The organism is Halomonas sp. ML-15 (genome assembly GCF_014779595.1).
Classification (GTDB): domain Bacteria; phylum Pseudomonadota; class Gammaproteobacteria; order Pseudomonadales; family Halomonadaceae; genus Franzmannia.
Map to the genome: position 1 here is coordinate 1,766,012 of NZ_JACXZT010000019.1, position 21,281 is coordinate 1,787,292.

A 21,281-nucleotide genomic window follows, 5' to 3' on the forward strand; every position below is an offset into this window, starting at 1 on the left:
CCTTAGCCCATTCGCCGAGCCAAATACCAGCCGGCCACCATGGCTCCCAACATGGCGACGAGCGGCAGCGACAGTCCGGCGATGGAGGCCACCGCCGGCCCCGGGCAGTAGCCGGAGAGCCCCCAGCCGATGCCGAACAGCGCCGCGCCGCCGAGCAGCCGGGCATCCAGGTCGCGGCGGGTGGGCAGCTGAAAGCTCGCCTCGAACAGCGGCCGCCCCCGCGCCCATGCCAACCGATAGCCGATGAAAGTGGTCACCACGGCACCACCGAGCACGAACATCAGGGTCGGATCCCAGGCACCGGCCAGGTCGAGAAAGCCCAGCACCCGCGCCGGATCGGTCATTCCGGATATCGCCAGACCAAGCCCGAACAGCAGCCCGGCGACGTAGCCTGCGAGCGCCTTCATGCTCCACCTCCGATCACATGACGCACCATATAGACGGTCACGATCGCCGCTATCAGGAAGGTCAGGGTCGCCAGCAGCGAGCGCGGCGAGAGCCGCGCCAGGCCGCAGACTCCATGCCCGCTGGTGCAGCCGCTACCCAGCCCGGTGCCCACGCCCACCAGCAGACCCGCCAGCAGCATCAGCGCCACGCCGCCGGCAGGTTCGCCGATCACCGCGCCCGGCGCGCCAGCGGCCACGTTGCCCAGGCCGCCGCCCAGCGCCATCACCAGCAGCGGCCCACTGATCAGGCCGAGCAGAAAGGTCAGCCGCCAGGCGCTATCGCCCTTTGGGCGCGCCCAGATCAGGCTCGACAGAATGCCGCTGATACCCGCGATGCGCCCCATGGTGGCCATCAGCCACACCGCCGAGAGGCCGATCAACACGCCTCCCACCAGCCCCTGCAGGCTCGCCATCCAATCCATTTTCATCTCCTCTGATATCTATCGTATTAGCGCTCGTTGAGCGGTGACGCCTCATTGGCCGCCGGCTGCCGCGACACCGAGACCGCGTCGCCGTGCAGCGCCCGCCAGGCGTCGAAGGTGCTGAGGAATACCTCGCCGCTCAGCTCGCGGCAGAAGGCGGTGTGCTTGAGGCGGTCCATCACCGGTCCCTTGACCTCGGCCAGGTGCAGCCTCACGCCGGCATCCTGCAGCCGTGCATTGATCGCTTCGAGACTCTCCAGCGCCGAGGCATCGATCCCGTTGACCGCCTGGCAGGCCAGCACCAGGTGCTCGAGCTCGGGCCGCCGCACGGCGAGCGCCATCACGGTGTCCTCCAGATAGCGCGCATTGGCGAAGTAGAGGCTCTCATCGACGCGCAGAATCGCCAGGCGCTCGTCTGTCTCGACCTGATGACGCTGCACGTTGCGAAAGTGCTCGGTGCCCGGCATGCGACCCACCACGGCGCTGTGGGGGCGGCTGGTGCGGTAGAGATGCAGCACCAGCGACAGTCCCACCCCAACCAGGATGCCGCTCTCCACTCCATGGCCCAGAGTTACGGCGATGGTTGCCAGCATCGCCGTGGCATCGCTGCGGGAGTAGTTCCAGGTGCGCTTGATGGCCGGCATATCAACCAGCGTCAGCACCGCCACGATGATGGTCGCCGCCAAGGTGGCGATGGGCAGGTAGGCGATCAGCGGGGTGAACAGCAGTGCCGCCAGCGCAATGCCCAGCGCAGTGAAGGCCCCCGCCGCCGGGGTCTCGGCGCCGGCGTCGAAATTCACCACCGAGCGGGCGAAGCCGCCGGTGACCGGCATGCCGCCGGTGAACGACGCCGCGATATTGGAGGTGCCCAGCCCCACCAGCTCCTGGTCGGGGTCGATTCGCTGGCGCCGCTTGGCGGCCAGGGTCTGACCCACCGAGACCGACTCCACGAAGCCGACCACGCTGATCAGCAGCGCGCCCATGAATAGCTGGCTCCACAGACCGCTGTCGAACCCCGGCAGCGTCAGCGGCGGCAAACCCGCCGGCACCGCACCCACCACGGCGACGCCGCGCTGGTCGAGGCCGAGCCCCCAGGTAGCCAGCGTGGTCACCGCCACGGCAACAATCGGTGCCGCCTTGGTCAGCATGTCTGCCGGCCGTGCTGCCACGCCGAGCGCGACCAGGGCCGGCTTGAGCCAGCGCCGCGCCGCGCACAGGAACAGCAGCACGCCCAGCCCGATCGCCAGTGTCGGCAGATGGGTCGCCCCCAGTTGACTGGCCAGACCGACCAGCACCGCCAGCAGATGCTGGCCGCCGGCCTCCACCCCGAGCAGATGGCGTAGCTGACCGGCAGCGATAATCAATCCGGTGGCGGTGATAAAGCCGGAAATCACCGGATGGCTGAGGAAGTTGGCCAGAAAGCCCAGCCGCGCCACGCCCATCAGTGTCAGGATCAACCCGGACATCAGCGCCAGCACCAGCGCCGCGCCAAGATACTCAGGCGTCCCCTGGGGGGCGACCTGGCTCACCGCCGCCGCGGTCATCAGCGACACGACTGCTACAGGCCCCACCGCCAGGGTGCGGCTGGTCCCAAACAGCGCGTAGATCAGCAGCGGCACAATACTGGCGTAGAGCCCCACCTCCGGCGGCAGCCCTGCCAGCATGGCGTAAGCCAGCGACTGCGGAATCAGCATGATGGTGACGATCAGCGCCGCCAGCAGATCACTGCTCAGAGTGGCGCGACCATAGCCGGGCAGCCACTGCAGGATGGGCAGGTAGCGCTTAAGAATCACGGGACGCCCTCAGAAGGTGTTGATCGGGACCTTGAGGTAGATCTGGCCATTGTTTTCGGCTGGCGGCATCTCTCCGGCGCGCATATTGACCTGCACCGACGGGATGATCAGCCGAGGCATGCCGAGGGTGGCGTCGCGCTCGGTTCGCATCTTGACGAACGCCTCCTCGCTGATGCCCTGGTGGACGTGGACGTTATGCGCACGCTGTTCGGCGACGCTGGTTTCATGCTGGTACTCCTCGCGACCCGGCGCCTTATAGTCGTGGCACAGGAACAGCCGCGTCTCCTCCGGCAGGGCCAGCACCTTATGGATGGAGCGATACAGGGTGCGCGCATCGCCGCCGGGAAAGTCGCAGCGGGCGGTGCCGTAGTCGGGCATGAAGAGGGTATCGCCAACGAAGGCAGCGTCGCCGATTACATAGGTCAGGCAGGCCGGGGTGTGGCCCGGCGTGTGCAGCACCCGCCCTTCCAGGTTGCCAATGGCGAAGGTATCGCCCTCCTCGAAGAGATGGTCGAACTGGCTGCCGTCCCGGGCGAACTCGGTGCCGGCGTTGAACGCCTTGCCGAAGACATCCTGCACCACGGTGATCCTGGCGCCGATGCCGGTCTTGCCGCCCAGTTGCTCGTGCAGGTAGGGCGCGGCCGAGAGGTGGTCGGCGTGGACGTGGGTCTCGAGGATCCACTCCACTTCCAGACCGTTATCGCGCACGAAGGCGATGATCTCGTCGGCGGAGCGCACATCGGTGCGCCCGGCTGCGTAGTCGAAGTCGAGCACCGAATCGAGGATGGCGCAGGACTTGCCTTCGGGATCCTGCACCACATAGCTGAAGGTGTTGGTGGGCTCGTCGAAAAAGTGGGTCACGAGTGGCCGGGGCGCGTTCGTATTGGGCATGGGAAGCGGCCTCCATCGAAGTCGGGGTATCGAAGATGACGTCAGTATAGGGCAAATTATGTTCTAACGTTATATTTGTTTTGAATATGAAGACATGGCTTCATACATCCCGATAGCCAGGCGCCCGCGACCTGAAAGGGGCACGGGCGCCTGGCGACATGGCGAGGAATAGCCATGCAGCCTTACTTGTCGACCTTGCAGGTATTGATGCCCAGCAGACTGTAGGCCGGGCAGACGTTGAACACCCCGGTGGCCAGCGGCAGCACGCCGATCCAGCCCCAGGCGCCAATGGTGCCGGTCAGAGCCAGCAGGATCAGCAGCACACCGACCACGATCCGGGCAATCTTGTCGACACCGCCCACGTTACTCTTGATGTTCATCATGACTCTCCTTCAGCGCCGAACGGCAACGCACCGGCTACCTTGAAGGCAGCCGGCATCGATACCAGCGACGAATGGGTTCAGAAACTCAGAAGCTAAAGACCGGAATAGCCGGGTCGCGCATCATCTCGGCCATGGCGCCCGGGGTGGCCACCCCTACCCCGTCGCGCAGGTCATCCTCGCCGTACTCGCTGTTGGGCAGATAGATGGCGCAGACATCCACCCCCGCCCCTTCGCCCATCATCATCTGCATGAGGCCTTCGGGCTTGACGCCGCGGGGCCCAAGCTCGGTCTCGCTCTCATAGCCGTCGATGGCCAGTTCGCCAGCAGCGTCGCAGAGCAGGATGTGCGGGGTGGTGCCCTGCTCGCGCATGGCGTTGGCCAGGATCATCGCCATGCCCTGTGTCTGCAGGGAGTCGCTGGTCAGGATCACCAGGGCGCGTTCGGCATAGGCGTCATCGCCGTTGGCGTGCTCCTCGGCCATGGCCAGCGGTGACAAGATCAGGGCGGTCGCAGCAATGGCCGAGGCCATGCATGATATTCCACTCATTTTCATAACTTTTTCCTCTAACTTAATAACCCGAAATCGAGTTATCAGCGTAGCGCAGAGGACGCCTCAAGACATGAGGTAAAACGCCGCAGCTTGATCTGGGTCAAGCGAAGCTGGCGACGGTTAGAGCGTGATGCAGTCGCCGTAGGTGGGCACCTCCGCCCGGATCCCGCTATCCACCAGTGCCGCCTGAAGCTGCTGCTGGGCACCGGGCTCGCCGTGCACCAGATAAACGCGGGGCGTATTGCGAAAGGCGCCGATCCAGCCGATCAGCTCGCGCTGACCCGCATGGGCCGAAAAACCGCCCAGCGTATGGATCCGCGCTTTCACCGTCAGCTCTTCGCCCAGTACCTTGACGCGCTCGGCGCCGTCGACCAGGGCGCGCCCCAGGGTGCCGGCGGCCTGAAAGCCAACGATCACCACTCTGGTACTGGGCTTGGCAAGGTTGTAGCGGAAGTGGTGAAGTATTCTCCCCCCGTTGCACATCCCGGCACCGGCAATGATGATGGCACCGCCATGGATGCGATTGATGGCCATCGACTCTTCCATTGTGCGGGTCAGGCGCAGCCCCGGCAGGTACTGACTGGGGTCTCCCTGGGCGGCGACGTTGAGCACCTTGAGGTCGTCTCGGTTGAGCGCCGCCTTCTTGCGCGCATAGAGCTCGGTAACACGAATCGCCATGGGGCTATCGAGAAAGATCCGCTGCTGCTTGAGGCGCCCCTGATGGTAGAGCGCGCTGAGGTGGTAGAGCACTTCCTGGGTGCGCCCCACCGCGAAGGCAGGAATCAGTACGTTGCCCCCGGCGGCATGGGCCTCCTCGAGGATCTCGGCAAACTCCTCCAGGGTCTCGCTGAGCGGACGATGGTTGCGATCGCCATAGGTACTCTCCATCAGTACCACATCGGCATCGCGCAGTTTCTCGGCAGGGTGCATCAACACCGACTCGGAGTTGCCCAGATCACCAGAGAACACCAGACGGCGCTGGCGCCCGCCGGCGGGCACCCCGAGTTCGACGATCGCCGAGCCGAGGATATGCCCGGCATCGCGAAACACCAGGCTGGCGTCCCCTCCCAGTGACACCATCTGCCCATAGTCGTGGGGCACACAAAGCGTCAGGGTACGTTCGACGTCATCGAGTTCGTAGAGCGGCTCGAGCAGCGGTTTGCCGGCCTTGCGCCGCCACCTGTTGTCCCACTCGATGTCCTTGGCCATCACGAAGGCGGCATCGCGCAGCATGATGTCCAGCAGCTCGGCAGTATCGCTGGCGCAGTGAATGGGGCCGTTGAAGCCTTCACGCACCAGCTTGGGCAGCAGCCCGGCATGGTCGAGATGGCCGTGGGAGAGCACCACCCCGTCGAGCTCGCTGGCCAGCTTTCCAAATGGCTCGGTGTTGGCACGATCAGCGTCAGGCCCGCCTTGATGCAAGCCACACTCCAGCAGCCAGCGGTGTTCACGGCCTGCGCCGTAGTATTCGAGCAGATAGCGCGAGCCGGTGACCTCACCGACTGCACCGAGAAACGTCAGACTGGCCATGGAGACTCTCGCACTGAAGGGTGATACCTCCAGCATATGCGAGATCTCGCGGACCGGCGTTGATCTAGTGCAGCCGTTGCGTCAGGCCTTACACCTTGCCCTGGTTGTCGAGCTCCACCGCGGCATGCATGCGCTCGAGCAGGTCGGGGATCGCCGCCTGCACGCGGTTCCAACTGGGAATGAACGGCTTGTCGCGAGGGTTGTCGAGAAACGCCGCGCCGGCCTCCATGATATTGCTGGCAAACAGCTCCACCGCCTGCTCTTCGCTGTGCCGGTCGAGCTTCAAGCCGTTCATCATGGCATCGTTGTCGTAAGCCTCGATAAGGTCGAGGGCGATGCGATAGTAGGTGGCCTTGATGGTGCGGAAACTCTCGGCGCTGATCTGTACGCCGAGGGTGGCGAGCTTGCGATACAGCGCCTTGGCGATATCCAGGCTCATTCGATTGAGGCCGCCTGAAGGATCCTCCTCCGAGACCGGCTGGTGCTTGTGGTCGTAGATATCGGCGATATCCACCTGACACAGCCGCTTGGTGGAGTAGTTGCGGTGCACCTCGGAGAGTACGCCAATTTCAAGCCCCCAGTCGCTGGGAATGCGGATTCCGTCAAGCACATCGGCGCGCATCGAGAATTCACCGGAGAGCGGATAGCGGTAGCTGTCCAGGTAGTCGAGATAGGGCAGCGGGCCATAGATCTTCTTCAGCGCACGGATCAAGGGCGTGACCATCAGGCGCGCCACACGGCCATTGAGCTTGCCGTCAGCGATACGCGAGTAGTAGCCCTTGCAGAACTCGTAGTTGAACTGGGGGTGCGCCACCGGATAGATCAGCCGCGCCAGCAGACTGCGATCATAAGTGACGATGTCGCAGTCGTGCAGCGCTACCGCTTCGGCGCGCCGCGAGGCCTGAATATAGCCCGAGCAGAACCACACGTTGCGGCCCTTGCCCGGCTCCTGGGGTGAGATATTCTCGGCGGCCAGCTCCTCGTCGAGAGCCCTGAGCCGTGGGCCATCATTCCACAGGATGCGGTGGTGCTGCGGCAGCCTCGAGAAGAACTCCCGGGCATGCAGGAACTGCTCGCGATCAGCGCGATCCAGGCCGATCACGATCTCCGAGAGATACGGCACCTTGGCCAGCTCGTCGACGATATGCGACAGCGCCGGCCCCTCGAGCTCGGAGTAGAGTGAGGGCAGGATCAGCCCCATTGGCCGGCGCATCGAGAAACGCACCAGGTCGGCCTCCAGCGCCTCCACCGGGCGTTGGGTCAGGTTATGAAAATTGGTGATGATACCGTTCTGATAGAAATCGCTCATCGCTCGCGCTCCTTGCCATTCACGCCGTCACCGACGGCCTCGGGAATCTCGTCACCCCACCAGTATGCAAGCCCTTCGGCCCAGCCCGCCGGACCGTCAGCCACGGCGCGATAAAGCATCGGATTGACGACCTCGACGCGCTGGCCGTGATGGCCGGGAATCAGCACCGCTTGCGCCACCGCTTCGAGCATCGGCACATCGTTAGGCCCATCGCCCAGCCCCAGAGTAAGCGGCTGGGTACCGCGCAGCGCCGTGAAACGCTCGATCAGCCACCCCACCGAGGCGCCCTTGTGCACCTCGCCCATCACATGCCAGAAACGTCCGCCGCGAGTCAGGCGCAGGCCATCATCGGCCAGTGCACGGCGAAAGCGTTCGAGGGCCGCGTCGTCGTCCTGCCAGATCAGTGGCTCGCTGCCCTCCCGCACTCGCGCCTGTCGAGCCGCCGGTTCCGACAAGCCGGTATGCGCGATGATGTCTTCCAGACGCATATCGCCCATCCCCTGAAAGCTCACTCCGAGGCGCTCACGAATCACGCCCAATCGGGTGCGGATAAAGCCGATGTCCAGCCCCGGCGTCTTGATCACCAGACCGTGTGGATCGGCAGGGTCGCGATCCAGTCGAGCGTGCTGCCAGGATGAAGGCAGACCGATCACCGCCCCGTTCTCGGCGATAAACGGGCTCTTGGCCAGCCCCAGATCGAGACGCAGCGAGAGCAGCTCGGCGCGGGTCTTGCTGGTGACCGGAATCACTGTGACGCCCGCCGCCGCGAGGCGCGCCAACCAGGGCTTGGCCGGCGACCAGTCATAGCTGTCGTGGTCGAGCAGTGAGCCGTCGAGATCGGTGAAGACCAGGCGTGGCGGGGACACGGGAGCGTGATTCATACGGCACCTGCTGGCATGCAAGGGAGTGCGCGCATTCGCGCATTATTGGTGACCGTAGCACGCAGCGTGCCAACTTGCGTCATAAGCAGGTCTCATCATGCTCATCGCCCGATGCCACCTTCTGCGTCGGCACCACAACGCCCACCATGCACCCATATCGGTCAGCCATAAGCACCACGACGGTGCGGCGCTTCGCTGCTATGGCAAGCGTTGAAAACTTGCCCTGATGGCTCGCGGCGTGGGTAGCATGCGACACACAAGCATCCGCATCGTGATGCTCGGGCCACTGCCAGAGGACGGTGCTACCATGACCACCGGTCTATTCTTTTTTGCCAATCTACTGTTCTGTCTTGCTTATATCGTGCGCGATATGGCCTATCTGCGGGCCATCACCATTCTCGCCGCGCTAAGCACGCTGCCCTACTTCTATTTTCTCGAGACGCCGCTCTACTCGGCACTTGGCTGGCAGCTCGCCTTTATCGTCATCAATGCCTTCAACCTCACCGTGCTGCTGCTGGCACGACGACCGGTAGCCCTCGACGACGACCAGCGCTGGCTTCATCAGCACACCTTCCGCATGCTGTCGCCGCGAGAAATGCTCAAGGTGTTGCGGCCCACCCAGCGTGAATACTGCCCACCAGACGCGGCACTGATCGAGCAGGACCAGTCCCTCGACCAGCTGATTCTACTGCTCGACGGTGAGGCAGAGGTATACGCCGGCGGTCAGCATCGCGCGACGTTGCGGCCAGGCGATTTCGCCGGCGAGATGAGTTTCGTCACCGGCAAGCCCGCCAGCGCCAGCGTGGTGACCAAGAGCCCGGTCGACTATCTGGTTTGGCGACGCCGCGATCTAGAAGCACTCTATCAGCGCGACCCGCGCCTCAAGGACGCCATGCAGGGCGTGCTCGGTGCCGACATGGCCAGAAAGCTGACCCGCTGAACGCTCTCATCATGCCATCGTCCCTTGAATGTGCTTTCCCGATATGATGATGTAACGGAATGCTAAACAATGAAAATACGTGTATTAGGCGCCAGCGGCGGGTTAGGTGACAGCAGCGCCACAACGGCCATTCTCATTGACCAGACGACTCTGCTGGATGCCGGTACCGGCCTGGCGCACCTGTCCATCGACGAGGCAAGCGCCATACAGCATGTGTTCCTCAGCCATGCGCACCTGGACCATGTCGCCGGCCTGCCACTGCTGGTCGACAGCCTCTACGAACGGCTCGTCAGCAACAACAGGGCGCTGACCGTGCATGCGCTGCCGGCGGTCATCGATGTGCTGCAGCGACACCTGTTCAACCAGCAGCTGTGGCCGGATTTCGGCACTCTGCCCAGCGCGGAGCAGCCGGTACTGCGTTTCGCACCGCTGACGCTTGGGCAAAGGATCCCCTTAAACGCGGATGGCACGCTGACGATCACGCCCATTGCGGTCAAGCATCGAGTGCCTGCCTGCGGTTTTCAGGTCGTGTCGCCCGGGACATCTTTCGTGTTCAGCGGCGACACCACCTACGAGCCCAGTGTCGTCGATAGCCTCGACGCCTGCGGCGCGATCGACATCCTGATGCTGGAGTGTGCCTTCCCAGACCGCCACCTCGCGCTGGCACGCCAGTCGGGGCACATGACTCCGGCGCTGGTGGCGCAGCTATTGGCGAGCCTGGCACAGCGCCCAGGCCAGCTGTGGATCACACACTTGAAGCCGATATATCGCCAGGACGTCATTGCCGAACTCGGCGCGGTACTGCAGGAGGATCAATGGCAGTGCCTATGAACTCACCACAACAACGACATGCCTATGCCATTTCAACCTTTCCCTGTCTTTCGCCCTCCCCCCAGCGTCCTGCTGCCGCTTGCTTCCCTGGTCGCTAGCCTTGGGGGGCCAGCGGCGATGGCGTACCAAGCGCCACTGACCGAGGCGCGACAACAGCTCGAAGCCGATGCCCCAGATGCGGCCTATGAGCAGCTGAGTCAGCTCGATCACCAGCATGCCGGCACCCCCGAGTTCGACTACTGGCTGGGGGTCGCGGCGCTGCGTGCCGGCCATCCCAGCGAGGCGCTGCTGGCGCTGGAACGGGTAATTCGCGCCGAGCCACAGCACGCCGCGGCACGCATGGAGCGAGCGGGTGCCTACCTGCGGCTCGGCCAGATCGATGCCGCCGAGCGTGAGCTGGAGATACTCGGGACCCTCGACCCGCCCGCTCGGGCTCGTCAGGCCATGCGGCGCTATCAGCACGCCATCGACGAACAACGGCAGCGCGACTCGGGCCCCCGACACCAGGCACGGCTGATGATCGAGACCGGCTACGACAGCAATGCCCAGCGCTTTCCCAGCCGCTTCCTGATCGATCCCAACCAGTTGATTCCGGAGGCACTACGGCCGCTGGTCGATGAAGCCGACAGCATCGAGCTGGTGCAACGGTCAAGCCACTTCCAGCGCCTCGCCGGCCACTACCGCGGCAGCCAGCCACTGAGCGACGACAGCGTCTGCTGTTCGAGGTAGGAGCGCAGAGCCGTTATTACCAGCGCGAGGAGGTCCAGCCCTACAATCTTTCGGTGTTCCAGGGTCGCCTGGGCTGGGGGTACGACCTCGACGCCGAGCGCCAATTGACGCTGTCGCTGGACACCCTGCGGGCCTGGCAGGATACCGACTTCAGTAGGCTACTGACCCGCTGGGGGGTGGTCGGCGAGTATCAGCATCCGCTGGGCGAAGATAGTCGGCTTCGCTGGCACGGCCACTGGTACGACAACCGCTTCGAGCAGAATGCCTTGAACGACCACCACAGCGGCGGGCTCGGGATCGAGCTGCGGGTCCCCCAGGATGGCTGGGCACTGCGCGTCAGCGGTCTCGCCGAACGCGAGTGGGCCAGCAGCCATGCCGATCAGCGCCAGCGAGACGGCGGTGATCTCGACCACCTTCGGCTCGGGGTGGGCATCGACATCCCCGTCGGGCTCCGTCAGCAGTGGCGCCTCGACCTCGACCATCGCTGGCGCCGCTACCAGGACGATGGCTTCGCACTCTACAACGACTTCACGCCTGCCTCGCGGCACGACCGCAGCTGGGAAGCCAGCGTCGCCTGGTATCTGCAGCTCGACCGCGACTGGCTGCTGCACGCCGCGGCGGACTACGAGCGGCGCTACTCGAGCATCGATTTCTTCGATAGCCACCGACTACAGGCTCGTCTGGGTCTCAGCTACCTGTTCTGACGTCACGACCCGACAGCCGTCTTCAAGGTGATACATCATGGACCACACTCCTCGCTCGCTAGCCTTGCCCCTCGCCTCAGGCCTCGGCGGCGCACTGTTGATTGCGCTTTTCAGCCCGCCGGCGCTAGCCGAGACCCCTGCCGGGCAGTTGATGTTCGTGCATGGCGATGCCCAGATCACCCGCGACAATGAGCGCCTGAGCGCCAGCCGCGGCGACGATCTCTTCCCCGGCGACAGCATCGAGACAGGCCCTGCCGCCAGCGTGCAGATTCGCTACCAGGACGGCGGCACCCAGGCCATCAAGCCCGACAGCCAGTTCACCCTCACCGAGTACCAGCAAGACGACGAAGAGGGAGAGGGCGAACAGCGCACCGAGTTGGCCCGTGGCGCCATGCGCGTCATTACCGGCGCGATCGGCCAGGCCAGTCCCGAGAATGTCAACCACGACACCCCGGTGGCGACCCTCGGTATCCGCGGCACCAGCCTGGCGGCGCTGCATATCCCCGAACAGGGCTATGCTCCGCTGCCCGGCGCAGAGCCCGGCACCTATCTCAAGGTCGAAAGTGGGCTGGTGGCGATCATCACCGATGCCGGCACCCGCCTGGCACGCCCCGGCGACGTCTTCTTCACCGCCGCCCCCGACCAGGCCCCGCAGATGCGCCCGGAGGCCAGCGCGCTGTTCAGCCAGATCGGTAATATCGTGCCGGGCGGTCCCGAAGACGCTGCGAGCACGCCCCTGCTGGATACCGTCGCCTTCAACTGGCTCAGCAACGCAGGGGCAATCCACGATGATCTGTACCGACAGCTTGACGCCGCGGTGACAGAGGACCGACCAACACCAGCAACACCCGAGCACGACGACCTCGACGAGCCTGACGAGCCCGAACCAGAGCCAGAGCCCGAGCCAGAACCAGAACCAGAGCCAGAACCCGAGCCGGAGCCGGAGCCGGAGCCGGAGCCAGAACCCGAGCCCGAGCCGGACTGGATCGACCATGATCCACGCGACAGCGACACGCTGCTCAGCGCAAGCGATAGTGCCGGTCGCCTGGGAGATCTCTACGAGCAGAATGTTGCCCCCGAAGGGCTGGGCAGCTACGCGCTGGACGAGGGCGAGATCACCTGGGGCTACTGGAACGCTGGCACTCCGCTCCCCGACGACGATATGCCGCTGGCCGAATCGCTGGCCTTCGTCAGCGCCAGCCCGGAAACTCCGATCAGCGATACCCTGCCCGACAGCCTGCAGGAAGGGTTTGGGGTGGAGTTCGAAGCCATCAACTTTGCCTGGCGGGACGGTACGGCCTTGGTCGACCTCGCCGGCGAGCAGGAGCCCATCCGTATCGAATCGGGTGGAATACAACTGCAATCACTATTTGGAAATCAGATGATTGATGTATTCCTGAGTCTGGAAGATGGCATGGGAACGCTGGAAGGAGGATCTGAAACCAGCGATGGCTTTAGTTTGAATGATATACCGCTCACAGGCACCGGAGAGTTCGACGGCGGCAGCCTTACCGGCCGCTATGCCGGGGAGGAGGCCGAGGCCATCATGGCGATTATCGAGGCCTGGAACGAGGACGCTATCTTCAGTGGCGGCGGCGTCTTCGAGCGTGGCAACTGAGCTAGTCGGTATCCGGGGAAGCGGCAGAGCCCAGCGGCTCGTAGATCCATAGCGGCTGCTCGCGGCCCTTGACCCGGACCCGGTCCAGCCGCCGAAAGGCCCAGTTGGGCGCCCTGGCCACCACCGACTCGCTGACGATCAGGTCAACGCCGTACTCCTTGGTCAGCCCTTCGAGGCGCGAGCCAATATTGACGTTGTCGCCCATCACCGTATAGGCCATGCGGAAGCGCGAGCCCATATTGCCGACGCTCATTTCGCCGCTGTTGAGACCGATACCCATCGACAGCGGCGGCTTGCCCTCGGCCCTCAGCTCGCGGTTGACCTCCTCCAGCGCCTCACGCATCGCCCAGGCCCCGTGCAGGGCGTGGTCGGCGTGATCGGGATCGTGCAGCGGCGCCCCCCAGAAGGCCATCACCGCATCGCCCATGTACTTGTCGATGGTGCCGCCATGCTTATGGATAGCAGCGGTCAGTGGTGTCAGCAGGCGGTTCATCACCTCGGTCAGCTCGCGCGGTGGCAGCGACTCGGAGAAGGCCGTGAAATCACGCATGTCCGAGAACAGTACGGTCAACTCACGCTCTTCCCCGGCGAGCCCGAACTCCTCGTCGCTCTCTACCATGTCATCGACCAGCGCCGGCGGGACGTACTGACCGAAGCGCGCCGCCACCCACTGCTTGTGGCGATGGCTGCGCAGCAGGTTGGCGCTCAGGTGCCATACCAGCTGCAGCACCAGCAGCACCAGCAGCCCCGCCACCGGCAGCACCAGCCCCTGTTGCCAGGCCCACCAGTTGCCGCCCAGGCTTAGCGCCAGCAGTCCCAGGCTAAGCGCCATCAGCCACGGCGCACCGAGTAGCGGATACACCACCACCATCAGTGCCCCGAGGGCTAACAGTGTGACCAGTTCGGCGCCGGCCACCCAGGGCGGCTCGGCCATGAACGATTGGTGCAGCATGCCGGCCAGCAGGCTCAGATGGATCTCCGGGCCGGGGAACACTGCCCCCACCGGGGTCGCGCGAAGATCCATCAGGCCCGGCGCCGAGGCACCGAGGATCAGGGTCGCCCCGGCCAGTTCGCCGGGCTCTAGCTCCCCCTCCAGCACGTCCACGGCCGAGACGTAGTCAAAATGCCCGCGCGGTCCATACCAGGGCACCAGCGCCGCCCCCTGACCATCTACGGGAATCTCGAAGCCGCCTACTTCAAGGGCCTCGAGCTGGGCTTGGCCTGCGCCCTCGGCGACCACCGGCGCCACCTCTGGGTCACCCAGCAGGGTCAGCAGCATGGCCAGCGGCAGCGCCGGATATGTCTCCCCCTGCCACCACTGCAGCATCGACATGCGGCGATAGACGCCGTCGGCGTCGACGCGGGGGTTGTCGAAGAACCCCCCGCCCATGGCCGCCTGCTGCAGTACCTCAAGGTTGCCGGTGAAGCGGCCAGGCTCGGGAAGTGGCAGGGCGTAATCCGCGGACAGGGTCAGCGGATCCGGCAGTGCACCGCTGGAGGCCAGCTCCTGCGCCGAGGCATCGGACTGGAAATAGTAGCCCAGCACCACCGGGTAGCCGGCCAGCGTCTCGGCCAGGCGCTGGTCGCCATCGTCGGGCGGAGGCGCCTCCTCGAGCGCAGGGTACTGCTCGCGCAGCTGCTCCCAGTGACTCGCCCACAGCGACGCCTCAGGCTCGGCGAAGACCACATCCACGCCCAGCAAGGCGGCGTCATGCTCCTCGAACAGCGTCTCGACCAGCTCCGCCAGCAGCGTGCGCGGCCATGGCCACTGGCCCAGCGCCTGCAGGCTGCGCTCGTCGATATCGATGATCTTCAGCGCTGGATCTTGAGTGCCGATCAGGTCGAGGCGCACCCGCTGGTCATAGGCCTGCCACTCGAGCCGCTCGAGCAACTTCCAGGGCAGCAACTCCAGCGATGCCGCTACTACCAGCGCCACCAGCAGCGCGCCACCTAGGCGCTGCCAGAGGCGCCAGCGACGGTCCATCGCCCCTTGCCCACGCGTGCCTGCCACACTCCCCCCTGGATCCCGATGCATGTTGAACGCTGTCCACTCAGCCTACCGCGGGGGTCGACAAACCAAAAGCGCCCCGCCGGGGCGGAGCGCTTGGTCATGCTATGTCGAAGCAGAACATCGCCTAGTCGCGATACACCGGCAGGCGAGCACACACCGTCTCGACCTTGGCCTTGACCTCGGCCTCGATGCCTTCGCTGCTCTCGCCCTTGGCCATCACATCGAGGATGTCGCAGATCCAGCCGGCCAGGTCACCACACTCGCCCTCGCCAAAGCCGCGGGTGGTCACCGCCGGGGTGCCGATACGCAGCCCCGAGGTCACGAACGGACTCTGCGGGTCGCCAGGCACGGCATTCTTGTTGACGGTGATATGGGCACGGCCCAGTGCGGCATCGGCGTCCTTGCCGGTCAGGCCCTGCTTGACCAGCGAGAGCAGGAAGAGGTGATCTTCGGTGCCGCCGGAAACCACGTCGTAGCCGCGCTCGATAAACACCCCGGCCATCGCCTGAGCGTTCTTGACCACCTGCTGCTGGTAGGTCTTGAAGCCCGGCTCCATGGCCTCCTTGAAGCAGATCGCCTTGGCCGCGATAACGTGCTCAAGCGGACCGCCCTGACCACCCGGGAACACTGCCGACTGCAGCTTCTTCTCGATCTCGGGATTGTTCTCTGCAGAGAGGATCAGGCCGCCGCGGGGGCCGCGCAGGGTCTTGTGGGTCGTGGTGGTAACCACATGGGCGTGGGGCAGCGGCGTCGGGTAGACACCGGCAGCCACCAGACCAGCGACGTGGGCCATATCGACCAGCAGATAGGCGCCCACTTCGTCGGCGATCTCGCGGAACTTGGCCCAGTCGATGATCTGGGAGTAGGCCGAGAAGCCGGCGATGATCATCTTCGGCTGGTGCTCGCGGGCCAGACGCGCCACTTCCGCGTAGTCGATCAACCCGTCTTCGCCCAGGCCATACTGCACGGCGTCGTAGTGCTTGCCGGAGAAGTTCGGCTTGGCACCGTGAGTCAGGTGACCGCCGGCGTCGAGGCTCATGCCGAGGATGGTATCGCCAGGCTTGACCAGGGCCTGGAAGACCGCGCCGTTGGCCTGGGAGCCGGAGTGCGGCTGAACATTGGCGTAGCTGGCAGCGAACAGCTCCTTGGCGTAGTCGATGGCCAGCTGCTCGACGATGTCGACGTATTCACAGCCGCCATAGTAGCGCTTGCCGGGATAGCCTTCCGCATACTTGTTGGTCAGCTGGCTACCCTGGGCCTCCATGACCCGGGGGCTGGCGTAGTTCTCGGAGGCGATCAGCTCGATGTGCGCTTCCTGGCGAGCGACTTCTTTCTGCATCGCATCGAGCAGGGCATCATCGAAACCGGCAATGGTCATATCACGGCTGAACATCGTCGTGGGTCCTCAATCGGGGGCGAACGATAGGAGAAATTCAAGGGACACATGATACCGCAGGCCCTGCCCCCTTTCACATGAAAGGGGGTCATGCCTGCCCGAGTATTTCTCACTTTGGCTTTAGCCAAACTAAATGCGCGGCTAGGAAACGCTGAACAGATTGTGTTTCCTCACGCCTCGCCCAGCAGCCCCAGGCTCTGCATCGGGGTCTGCCGCCGCACGCCGCGCGACAGCGCATGGCCAATCACGCCGATCACCAGGGCACCACCCAGCGGCAGCGTAAGCCACAGTCCCCAGTGGATCCGCGGGGCGAGGTCGAACCAGGCGAGATAGACCCCCGCCGCGGCCAGCTCGGCCAGCAGCGCCCCCATCAGGCCGCTGGCAAAGCCGAGCAGCGCGAACTCGGCGCCCTGGACCCGCGAGATCAAGCGGTCGCCGGCTCCAAATACCCGCAGCAGGCCGCTTTCATGGGCGCGGGTCGGGCGGCTGGCGGTGAGTGCGGCATACAGCACGCTGATCCCCGCCAGCAGCACGAAGCCGAGCACGAACTCCACCGCGCGGGTCACCTGGGTCAGCAGCTCACGCACCTGGCCGAGGATCGCCTCGACGTTGAGCAGCGAGACGCCGGGGAATTCGCGCACCAGGGCACGACTGATGTCGTCGCGGTCACGGTCCAGATGGAAGGCGGTGATATAGCTGTGGCCGTAGCGCTCCAGCACCTCGGGCGGGAAGATCACGAAGAAGTTGGGCCGGAAGCTGTCCCAGTCGAGGTTGCGCAGACTGGTGAGCTCACCGACGATCTCGTCGCCGCCGATGCTGAAAGTCATGGTGTCGCCCAGCGACAGGCCGAGTCGCTCGGCGAGGCCATCCTCCACCGAGATCGGCACCCGCCCCTCGCCTACGCCAGGCCCGGCATCGAACCACTGACCGGCGACCAGTCGATTGCCGTCGGGTAGCGTCTCACGCCAGGTGAGGTTGAGCTCGCGGCGCAGCGAGCCATCGCCGCGGGCGTCGGCGGGCACCGCATCACGCGGCGTCTGGTCGTTGATCGCCGAGATCCGCCCGCGCACCATAGGATAGAGGGTGGTGCGCTCGTCGACAGCATCGTCGAGGGTGTCGATAAAGGCGTCGCGCTCCCCGGGCTGGATATTGATGGCGAAGTAGTTGGGGGTGTCCTCCGGTAGCTGATCCTGCCAGGTGCTCAACAGGTCGCCGCGCACCAGGGCGATCATCGCCATGGCGGCGAAGGTCACCGAGAACGCCAGCAGCTGGCCGAGGCTGGCGCTGCGCCGGCGCGCCAACTGCTGGGCACCCAGGCGTAGCGCCTGGCGTTTGGCGCCGCCCTGGGGCAGACGCGAAGCGATACGCAGGACGCCGCCCAGCAACAGCGTGCCGAGCCCCCATAGCACCACCAGCATGATCAGGCCGCCGATCAGCAGCCCGAAGGCAAGCTGCGGGTCACCGGAGTAGAGCCACAGCAGGCCGCCAAAGACCAGGCTGGCCACGGCCACCACCAGCCACGCCGAGGCGGGCAACGGGTCGAGCTCGCGGCGCAGTACCTTGAGCGCGCTGACGCGCTTGAGGCGTAGCAGCGTGGGTCCGGCAAAACCGGCCAGCACCGCCAGCGCGGTGAGCACGCCAAGCAGCAGCGGCAGCGGTCCCGGCGGCGGTAACTCGATGGGCAGAAAGGCGGTAAGCAGCCACAGTAGCCCGGCCTGACCGGCGAGGCCCAGCAGCGCGCCCACCAGCGAGGCCGCCAGCGCCAGCCACAGCAGCTGCAGGGCGAACAGCCGGGTCAGCTGGCGCTGGGTGGCACCAAAACAGCGCAGCAGTGCGGCCGTATCCAGGTGGCGGTCGACATAGCGGCGTGTGGCCATGGCCACCGCCACCCCGGCCAGCAGCACCGCGGCGAGACCGGCCAGGCTCAGATACTGTTCGGCGCGGCCCAGCGCATTGCCGAGCTGGGGGCGGTCGCGGCGCACATCGAGAATCTCCACGCCCTCGGCGGTCAAGTCGCGCAGCCGCGGCGTCACCGCGTCCACCGCCGCCGGGGCACCGCGGGCGAGCAGCGAGAACTCGATGCGCGAGCCGGGCTGCACCAGGCCGCTGGCCTCGGCATCCGCCTGATGCATCATCAGGCGCGGGTTGAAGTTGGCAAAGCCCCCGGACTGATCGGGCTCGCGCTCGATCAAGCCGGTCACCTCGAGATCTATCTGGCCGACCTGGACCCGATCGCCGACCTCGACCTCAAGCAGCTGCGCCAGGCGCGGCGCCAGCCACGTCTGCCCGGCTGACGGGCCATGGGCGACCTGCTCGACGCCCTCGCCGAAGTCGACGTGGGCCTCGCCGTAGAGCGGATAGCGGTCATCGATCACCTTGAGACTGGCGGGCTGGAAGGCCTCCTCGACGCTAACCATGGAGACCATGCCGACCTGCTCGCTGACGGTCAGGTCGTTCTCTTCTAGCAGCTGGCGCAGGGCGTCATCGAAGGGCCGGCCCTGCTCGAGCACCAGGTCGCCGCCGAGCAGCTGACCGGCCTGGCGCTCCAGGCCGCGCTCGAGACGGTCCAGGAAGAAACCGATCATGGTCGAGGCCGCCACCGCCAGGGCCAGGGCCACGAATAGCGCACGCACGTCGGCGGCACGCAGGTCCCTTCGCATGCCGCGCAGCGACCAGCGCACCGCGTTCATCCCGCTGGCCTGTCGGGTCGCCAGCGGGGAAGTATCTGCCAGACTGCTCATGCCTCGACCTCGTCAAGCACCAGGGGGGTGAGCTGGCCCGCGTCGAGACGCAGACAGCGGTCGCAACGCCGCGCCAGGGCGTGGTCGTGGGTGACCAGCACCAGGGTGGTGCCGGCCTCGCGGTTGAGCGCGAACAGCAGATCGATGATGCGCTTGCCGGTGGTCGGGTCGAGATTGCCGGTAGGCTCGTCGGCAAACACCAGTTGGGGGTCGGTGACGAAGGCGCGCGCCACCGCCACCCGCTGCTGCTCGCCGCCGGAGAGCTGCTTGGGCAGATGGCTGAGACGTTCGCCCAGGCCGACCCGGGTCAACCAGTCGCGGCCGCGCTGTTCGCTGTCCGTCAACGGCGCCAGCTCCAGCGGCAGCAGCACGTTCTCCAACGCGGTCAGGGTCGGCAGCAGCTGAAAATTCTGGAACACGAAGCCGACGCGGCCGGCCCGCAGCTGGGCACGGCCATCCTCGTCGAGACTCGACAGCGCTTCGCCAAACAGCGTCAGCTCGCCGCTGGTGGGCTGATCGAGCCCGGCCAGCAGCCCCAACAGGGTCGACTTGCCGGCACCGCTGGCGCCGAGGATCGCCAGTGTCTCGCCGGGGAACACTTCGAGGGCAAGATCACTCAGAATGGTCAGCGGCTTGTCGCCGCTGGTGACCTGCTTGCCCAAGCCTCGGGCGTGTAGAATCGCGGAAGCATCCGTCTTCAAGGAGTCTGACATGACAAGCGGTTTCCCTGTGCTGAGATTGACTGGTGACCTGGGGCAACGCGTGGCGCGCACGCTGATCGCTGGCGCAATAGGTATTGCGGCCATCATCGCATGGCCGGCGGCTCATGCCGACTCACCGCCCACCCTGCTGGTGGTCGGCGACAGCCTCAGCGCGGCCTACGGCATCGAACAGGAGGAGGGCTGGGTGTCCCTGCTCAATGAGCGTCTCGATGGCGAGGTGCGTGTGGTCAATGCCAGCATCAGCGGCGAAACCACCGCCGGCGGCGCCCAGCGACTGCCCGACCTGTTGGGACAGCATGAACCGCAGTTGGTGCTATTGGAACTGGGTGGTAATGATGGCCTGCGCGGTCTGCCACCGCAGCAGATGCAGCAGAACCTGGCCAGCATGATCGAAGCGAGCCAGGCCGCCGATGCCGAGATACTACTGCTGGGCATCGACATCCCGCCCAACTACGGGCAGGCCTATCGCGATGCCTTTACCGGCATTTACCACGGCCTCGCCGAGGAGTACGACGTCGCCCTGGTGCCGTTCCTGCTGGAGGGCGTGGCCCTGGAAGAGGGTCTGATGCAGTCCGACGGTATCCACCCCACCGCCGACGCCCAGCCGATCATCCTCGATAACGTCTGGCCCAAGCTGGAGCGCTGGCTGGAGCAGTGGCAGGAAACCCCTCAGTAAGTGGCAGACGGCCCATTTGTGGTCTATATTTGGACCAACTGTCACTGCTCAGGATATCGGAGATGCGCACCGAAACCATTAGCTACCTAAAGCAGAATGCGGCCACCCTCGATGTGCAGGAGCCGCTGGTGATCACTCAGAAAGGCAAGCCCACCTACGTTGTGGAGTCTTTTGCCGCTCACGAGCGGCGCGAGCAGGCCATTGCCTTGCTCAAGCTGCTGAGCCTAGGCGAGAAGAGCCGCGAGGAGGGCAAGACGATGAGCGCCGATGAATTCATGGAAAAAGTCAGGGCTCGCCACGCCAGTAGACGCGGCGAGGCGATGGAACGGCCTTTGAAGTGAAAGTGACGATCGAAGAGACGGCTGACGCCTCCCTCGAACACTGTGAAAACTTCTTGCTCGACGAGCTGAACCTCCCCTTGGAGCAGGTGGAGGCCACTTCCCTGCGACTCATCACCACAGCGGTCGAACGTCTCTCCACCCAGCCCCATACTTACCCGGTGTGTCGCTTGGCGCTGGAACTCGGCATTGGCCACTATCGCGAGCTACTGATCGACGGCTATCGCGTTATCTATCGCCACTGGCCCGAGCAGCAGCAGGTATCCATTTATTTGTTCGCCCATCAGCGCCAGGACTTCAAGCAGCTGCTGTTCGAGTATCAGCTGCTCTGCTAAACAGTCGCGACATCTGCAGCCGCTCGAACCCGCTA

General features: G+C 65.1%; 21 protein-coding genes. 8 read left to right on the top strand and 13 right to left on the bottom strand.

The window, feature by feature from the left end; translation table 11 throughout:
• Window positions 1-2 precede the first annotated feature (2 nt).
• The 9 genes from IEI94_RS19950 to IEI94_RS19990 form a co-directional block, all read right to left on the bottom strand.
• Window positions 3-407, bottom strand: a complete 405-nt coding sequence (locus IEI94_RS19950) for a DUF6691 family protein (protein WP_191168961.1) — start codon at window positions 405-407, stop codon at window positions 3-5.
• Window positions 404-868 (bottom strand): YeeE/YedE family protein, encoded by a 465-nt coding sequence (locus IEI94_RS19955; protein ID WP_191168962.1) that lies wholly within the window; start codon window positions 866-868, stop codon window positions 404-406. Before IEI94_RS19955 ends, IEI94_RS19950 begins: the two co-directional genes overlap by 4 nt.
• A gap of 26 nt (window positions 869-894) precedes the next feature.
• Window positions 895-2,661 (bottom strand): SulP family inorganic anion transporter, encoded by a 1,767-nt coding sequence (locus tag IEI94_RS19960; RefSeq protein ID WP_191168963.1) that lies wholly within the window; start codon window positions 2,659-2,661, stop codon window positions 895-897.
• A 9-nt stretch (window positions 2,662-2,670) separates the two neighbouring features.
• A complete protein-coding gene (locus tag IEI94_RS19965; RefSeq protein WP_191168964.1) occupies window positions 2,671-3,552 on the bottom strand; it encodes an MBL fold metallo-hydrolase in 882 nt (293 codons plus the stop codon).
• A gap of 182 nt (window positions 3,553-3,734) precedes the next feature.
• On the bottom strand, window positions 3,735-3,926 hold the full coding sequence (locus IEI94_RS19970) for a DUF2892 domain-containing protein (protein WP_191169684.1): 192 nt from the start codon (window positions 3,924-3,926) through the stop codon (window positions 3,735-3,737).
• A gap of 94 nt (window positions 3,927-4,020) precedes the next feature.
• Window positions 4,021-4,482, bottom strand: a complete 462-nt coding sequence (locus IEI94_RS19975; RefSeq protein ID WP_191168965.1) for a hypothetical protein — start codon at window positions 4,480-4,482, stop codon at window positions 4,021-4,023.
• 123 nt (window positions 4,483-4,605) lie between these two features.
• Complete coding sequence (locus tag IEI94_RS19980; protein WP_191168966.1) at window positions 4,606-6,015, bottom strand: MBL fold metallo-hydrolase RNA specificity domain-containing protein; 1,410 nt, start codon at window positions 6,013-6,015, stop codon at window positions 4,606-4,608.
• 88 nt (window positions 6,016-6,103) lie between these two features.
• The gene (locus tag IEI94_RS19985; RefSeq protein WP_191168967.1) at window positions 6,104-7,324 is read right to left on the bottom strand and encodes a glycosyl transferase; all 1,221 of its coding nucleotides are present in this window, start codon (window positions 7,322-7,324) and stop codon (window positions 6,104-6,106) included.
• Entirely contained in the window at window positions 7,321-8,205 is an 885-nt protein-coding gene (locus IEI94_RS19990) for an HAD-IIB family hydrolase (RefSeq protein WP_191168968.1), read from the bottom strand. The genes IEI94_RS19985 and IEI94_RS19990 overlap by 4 nt, the downstream gene beginning before the upstream one ends.
• Before the next feature lie 247 nt (window positions 8,206-8,452).
• Here IEI94_RS19990 and IEI94_RS19995 point away from each other — a divergent pair, with 247 nt between their 5' ends.
• The 5 genes from IEI94_RS19995 to IEI94_RS20015 all read left to right on the top strand — a co-directional run bounded on the left by IEI94_RS19995 (window position 8,453) and on the right by IEI94_RS20015 (window position 13,027).
• Entirely contained in the window at window positions 8,453-9,145 is a 693-nt protein-coding gene (locus IEI94_RS19995) for a cyclic nucleotide-binding domain-containing protein (RefSeq protein ID WP_191168969.1), read from the top strand.
• A gap of 69 nt (window positions 9,146-9,214) precedes the next feature.
• Entirely contained in the window at window positions 9,215-9,976 is a 762-nt protein-coding gene (locus IEI94_RS20000; protein WP_191168970.1) for a 3',5'-cyclic-nucleotide phosphodiesterase, read from the top strand.
• A 117-nt stretch (window positions 9,977-10,093) separates the two neighbouring features.
• On the top strand, window positions 10,094-10,705 hold the full coding sequence (locus IEI94_RS20005; RefSeq protein WP_191168971.1) for a tetratricopeptide repeat protein: 612 nt from the start codon (window positions 10,094-10,096) through the stop codon (window positions 10,703-10,705).
• 53 nt (window positions 10,706-10,758) lie between these two features.
• Window positions 10,759-11,409, top strand: a complete 651-nt coding sequence (locus IEI94_RS20010; RefSeq protein ID WP_191168972.1) for a hypothetical protein — start codon at window positions 10,759-10,761, stop codon at window positions 11,407-11,409.
• Between the two features lie 37 nt (window positions 11,410-11,446).
• The gene (locus IEI94_RS20015; RefSeq protein WP_191168973.1) at window positions 11,447-13,027 is read left to right on the top strand and encodes a FecR domain-containing protein; all 1,581 of its coding nucleotides are present in this window, start codon (window positions 11,447-11,449) and stop codon (window positions 13,025-13,027) included.
• 1 nt (window position 13,028) lies between these two features.
• Here the strand turns inward: IEI94_RS20015 and IEI94_RS20020 are convergent, their stop codons facing one another.
• From IEI94_RS20020 to IEI94_RS20035, 4 genes are all read right to left on the bottom strand, one after another.
• The gene (locus IEI94_RS20020) at window positions 13,029-15,038 is read right to left on the bottom strand and encodes an adenylate/guanylate cyclase domain-containing protein (RefSeq protein ID WP_318153430.1); all 2,010 of its coding nucleotides are present in this window, start codon (window positions 15,036-15,038) and stop codon (window positions 13,029-13,031) included.
• Window positions 15,039-15,162: 124 nt separating this feature from the next.
• Window positions 15,163-16,431, bottom strand: coding sequence for a serine hydroxymethyltransferase (gene glyA / locus IEI94_RS20025; protein ID WP_191168974.1), 1,269 nt, complete (start codon window positions 16,429-16,431; stop codon window positions 15,163-15,165).
• A 173-nt stretch (window positions 16,432-16,604) separates the two neighbouring features.
• Complete coding sequence (locus IEI94_RS20030; protein WP_191169686.1) at window positions 16,605-19,124, bottom strand: ABC transporter permease; 2,520 nt, start codon at window positions 19,122-19,124, stop codon at window positions 16,605-16,607.
• A 47-nt stretch (window positions 19,125-19,171) separates the two neighbouring features.
• Window positions 19,172-19,888, bottom strand: coding sequence for an ABC transporter ATP-binding protein (locus tag IEI94_RS20035; RefSeq protein WP_191168975.1), 717 nt, complete (start codon window positions 19,886-19,888; stop codon window positions 19,172-19,174).
• Between IEI94_RS20035 and IEI94_RS20040 the strand changes: the two genes are divergently transcribed.
• The 3 genes from IEI94_RS20040 (at window position 19,887) to IEI94_RS20050 (ending at window position 21,246) form a co-directional block, all read left to right on the top strand.
• Window positions 19,887-20,573 (top strand): arylesterase, encoded by a 687-nt coding sequence (locus IEI94_RS20040; RefSeq protein WP_191168976.1) that lies wholly within the window; start codon window positions 19,887-19,889, stop codon window positions 20,571-20,573. The genes IEI94_RS20035 and IEI94_RS20040 overlap by 2 nt on opposite strands.
• A gap of 62 nt (window positions 20,574-20,635) precedes the next feature.
• Entirely contained in the window at window positions 20,636-20,914 is a 279-nt protein-coding gene (locus IEI94_RS20045) for a type II toxin-antitoxin system Phd/YefM family antitoxin (RefSeq protein ID WP_191168977.1), read from the top strand.
• On the top strand, window positions 20,911-21,246 hold the full coding sequence (locus tag IEI94_RS20050; protein ID WP_191168978.1) for a type II toxin-antitoxin system RelE/ParE family toxin: 336 nt from the start codon (window positions 20,911-20,913) through the stop codon (window positions 21,244-21,246). Before IEI94_RS20045 ends, IEI94_RS20050 begins: the two co-directional genes overlap by 4 nt.
• The last annotated feature ends 35 nt before the right edge of the window (window positions 21,247-21,281 follow it).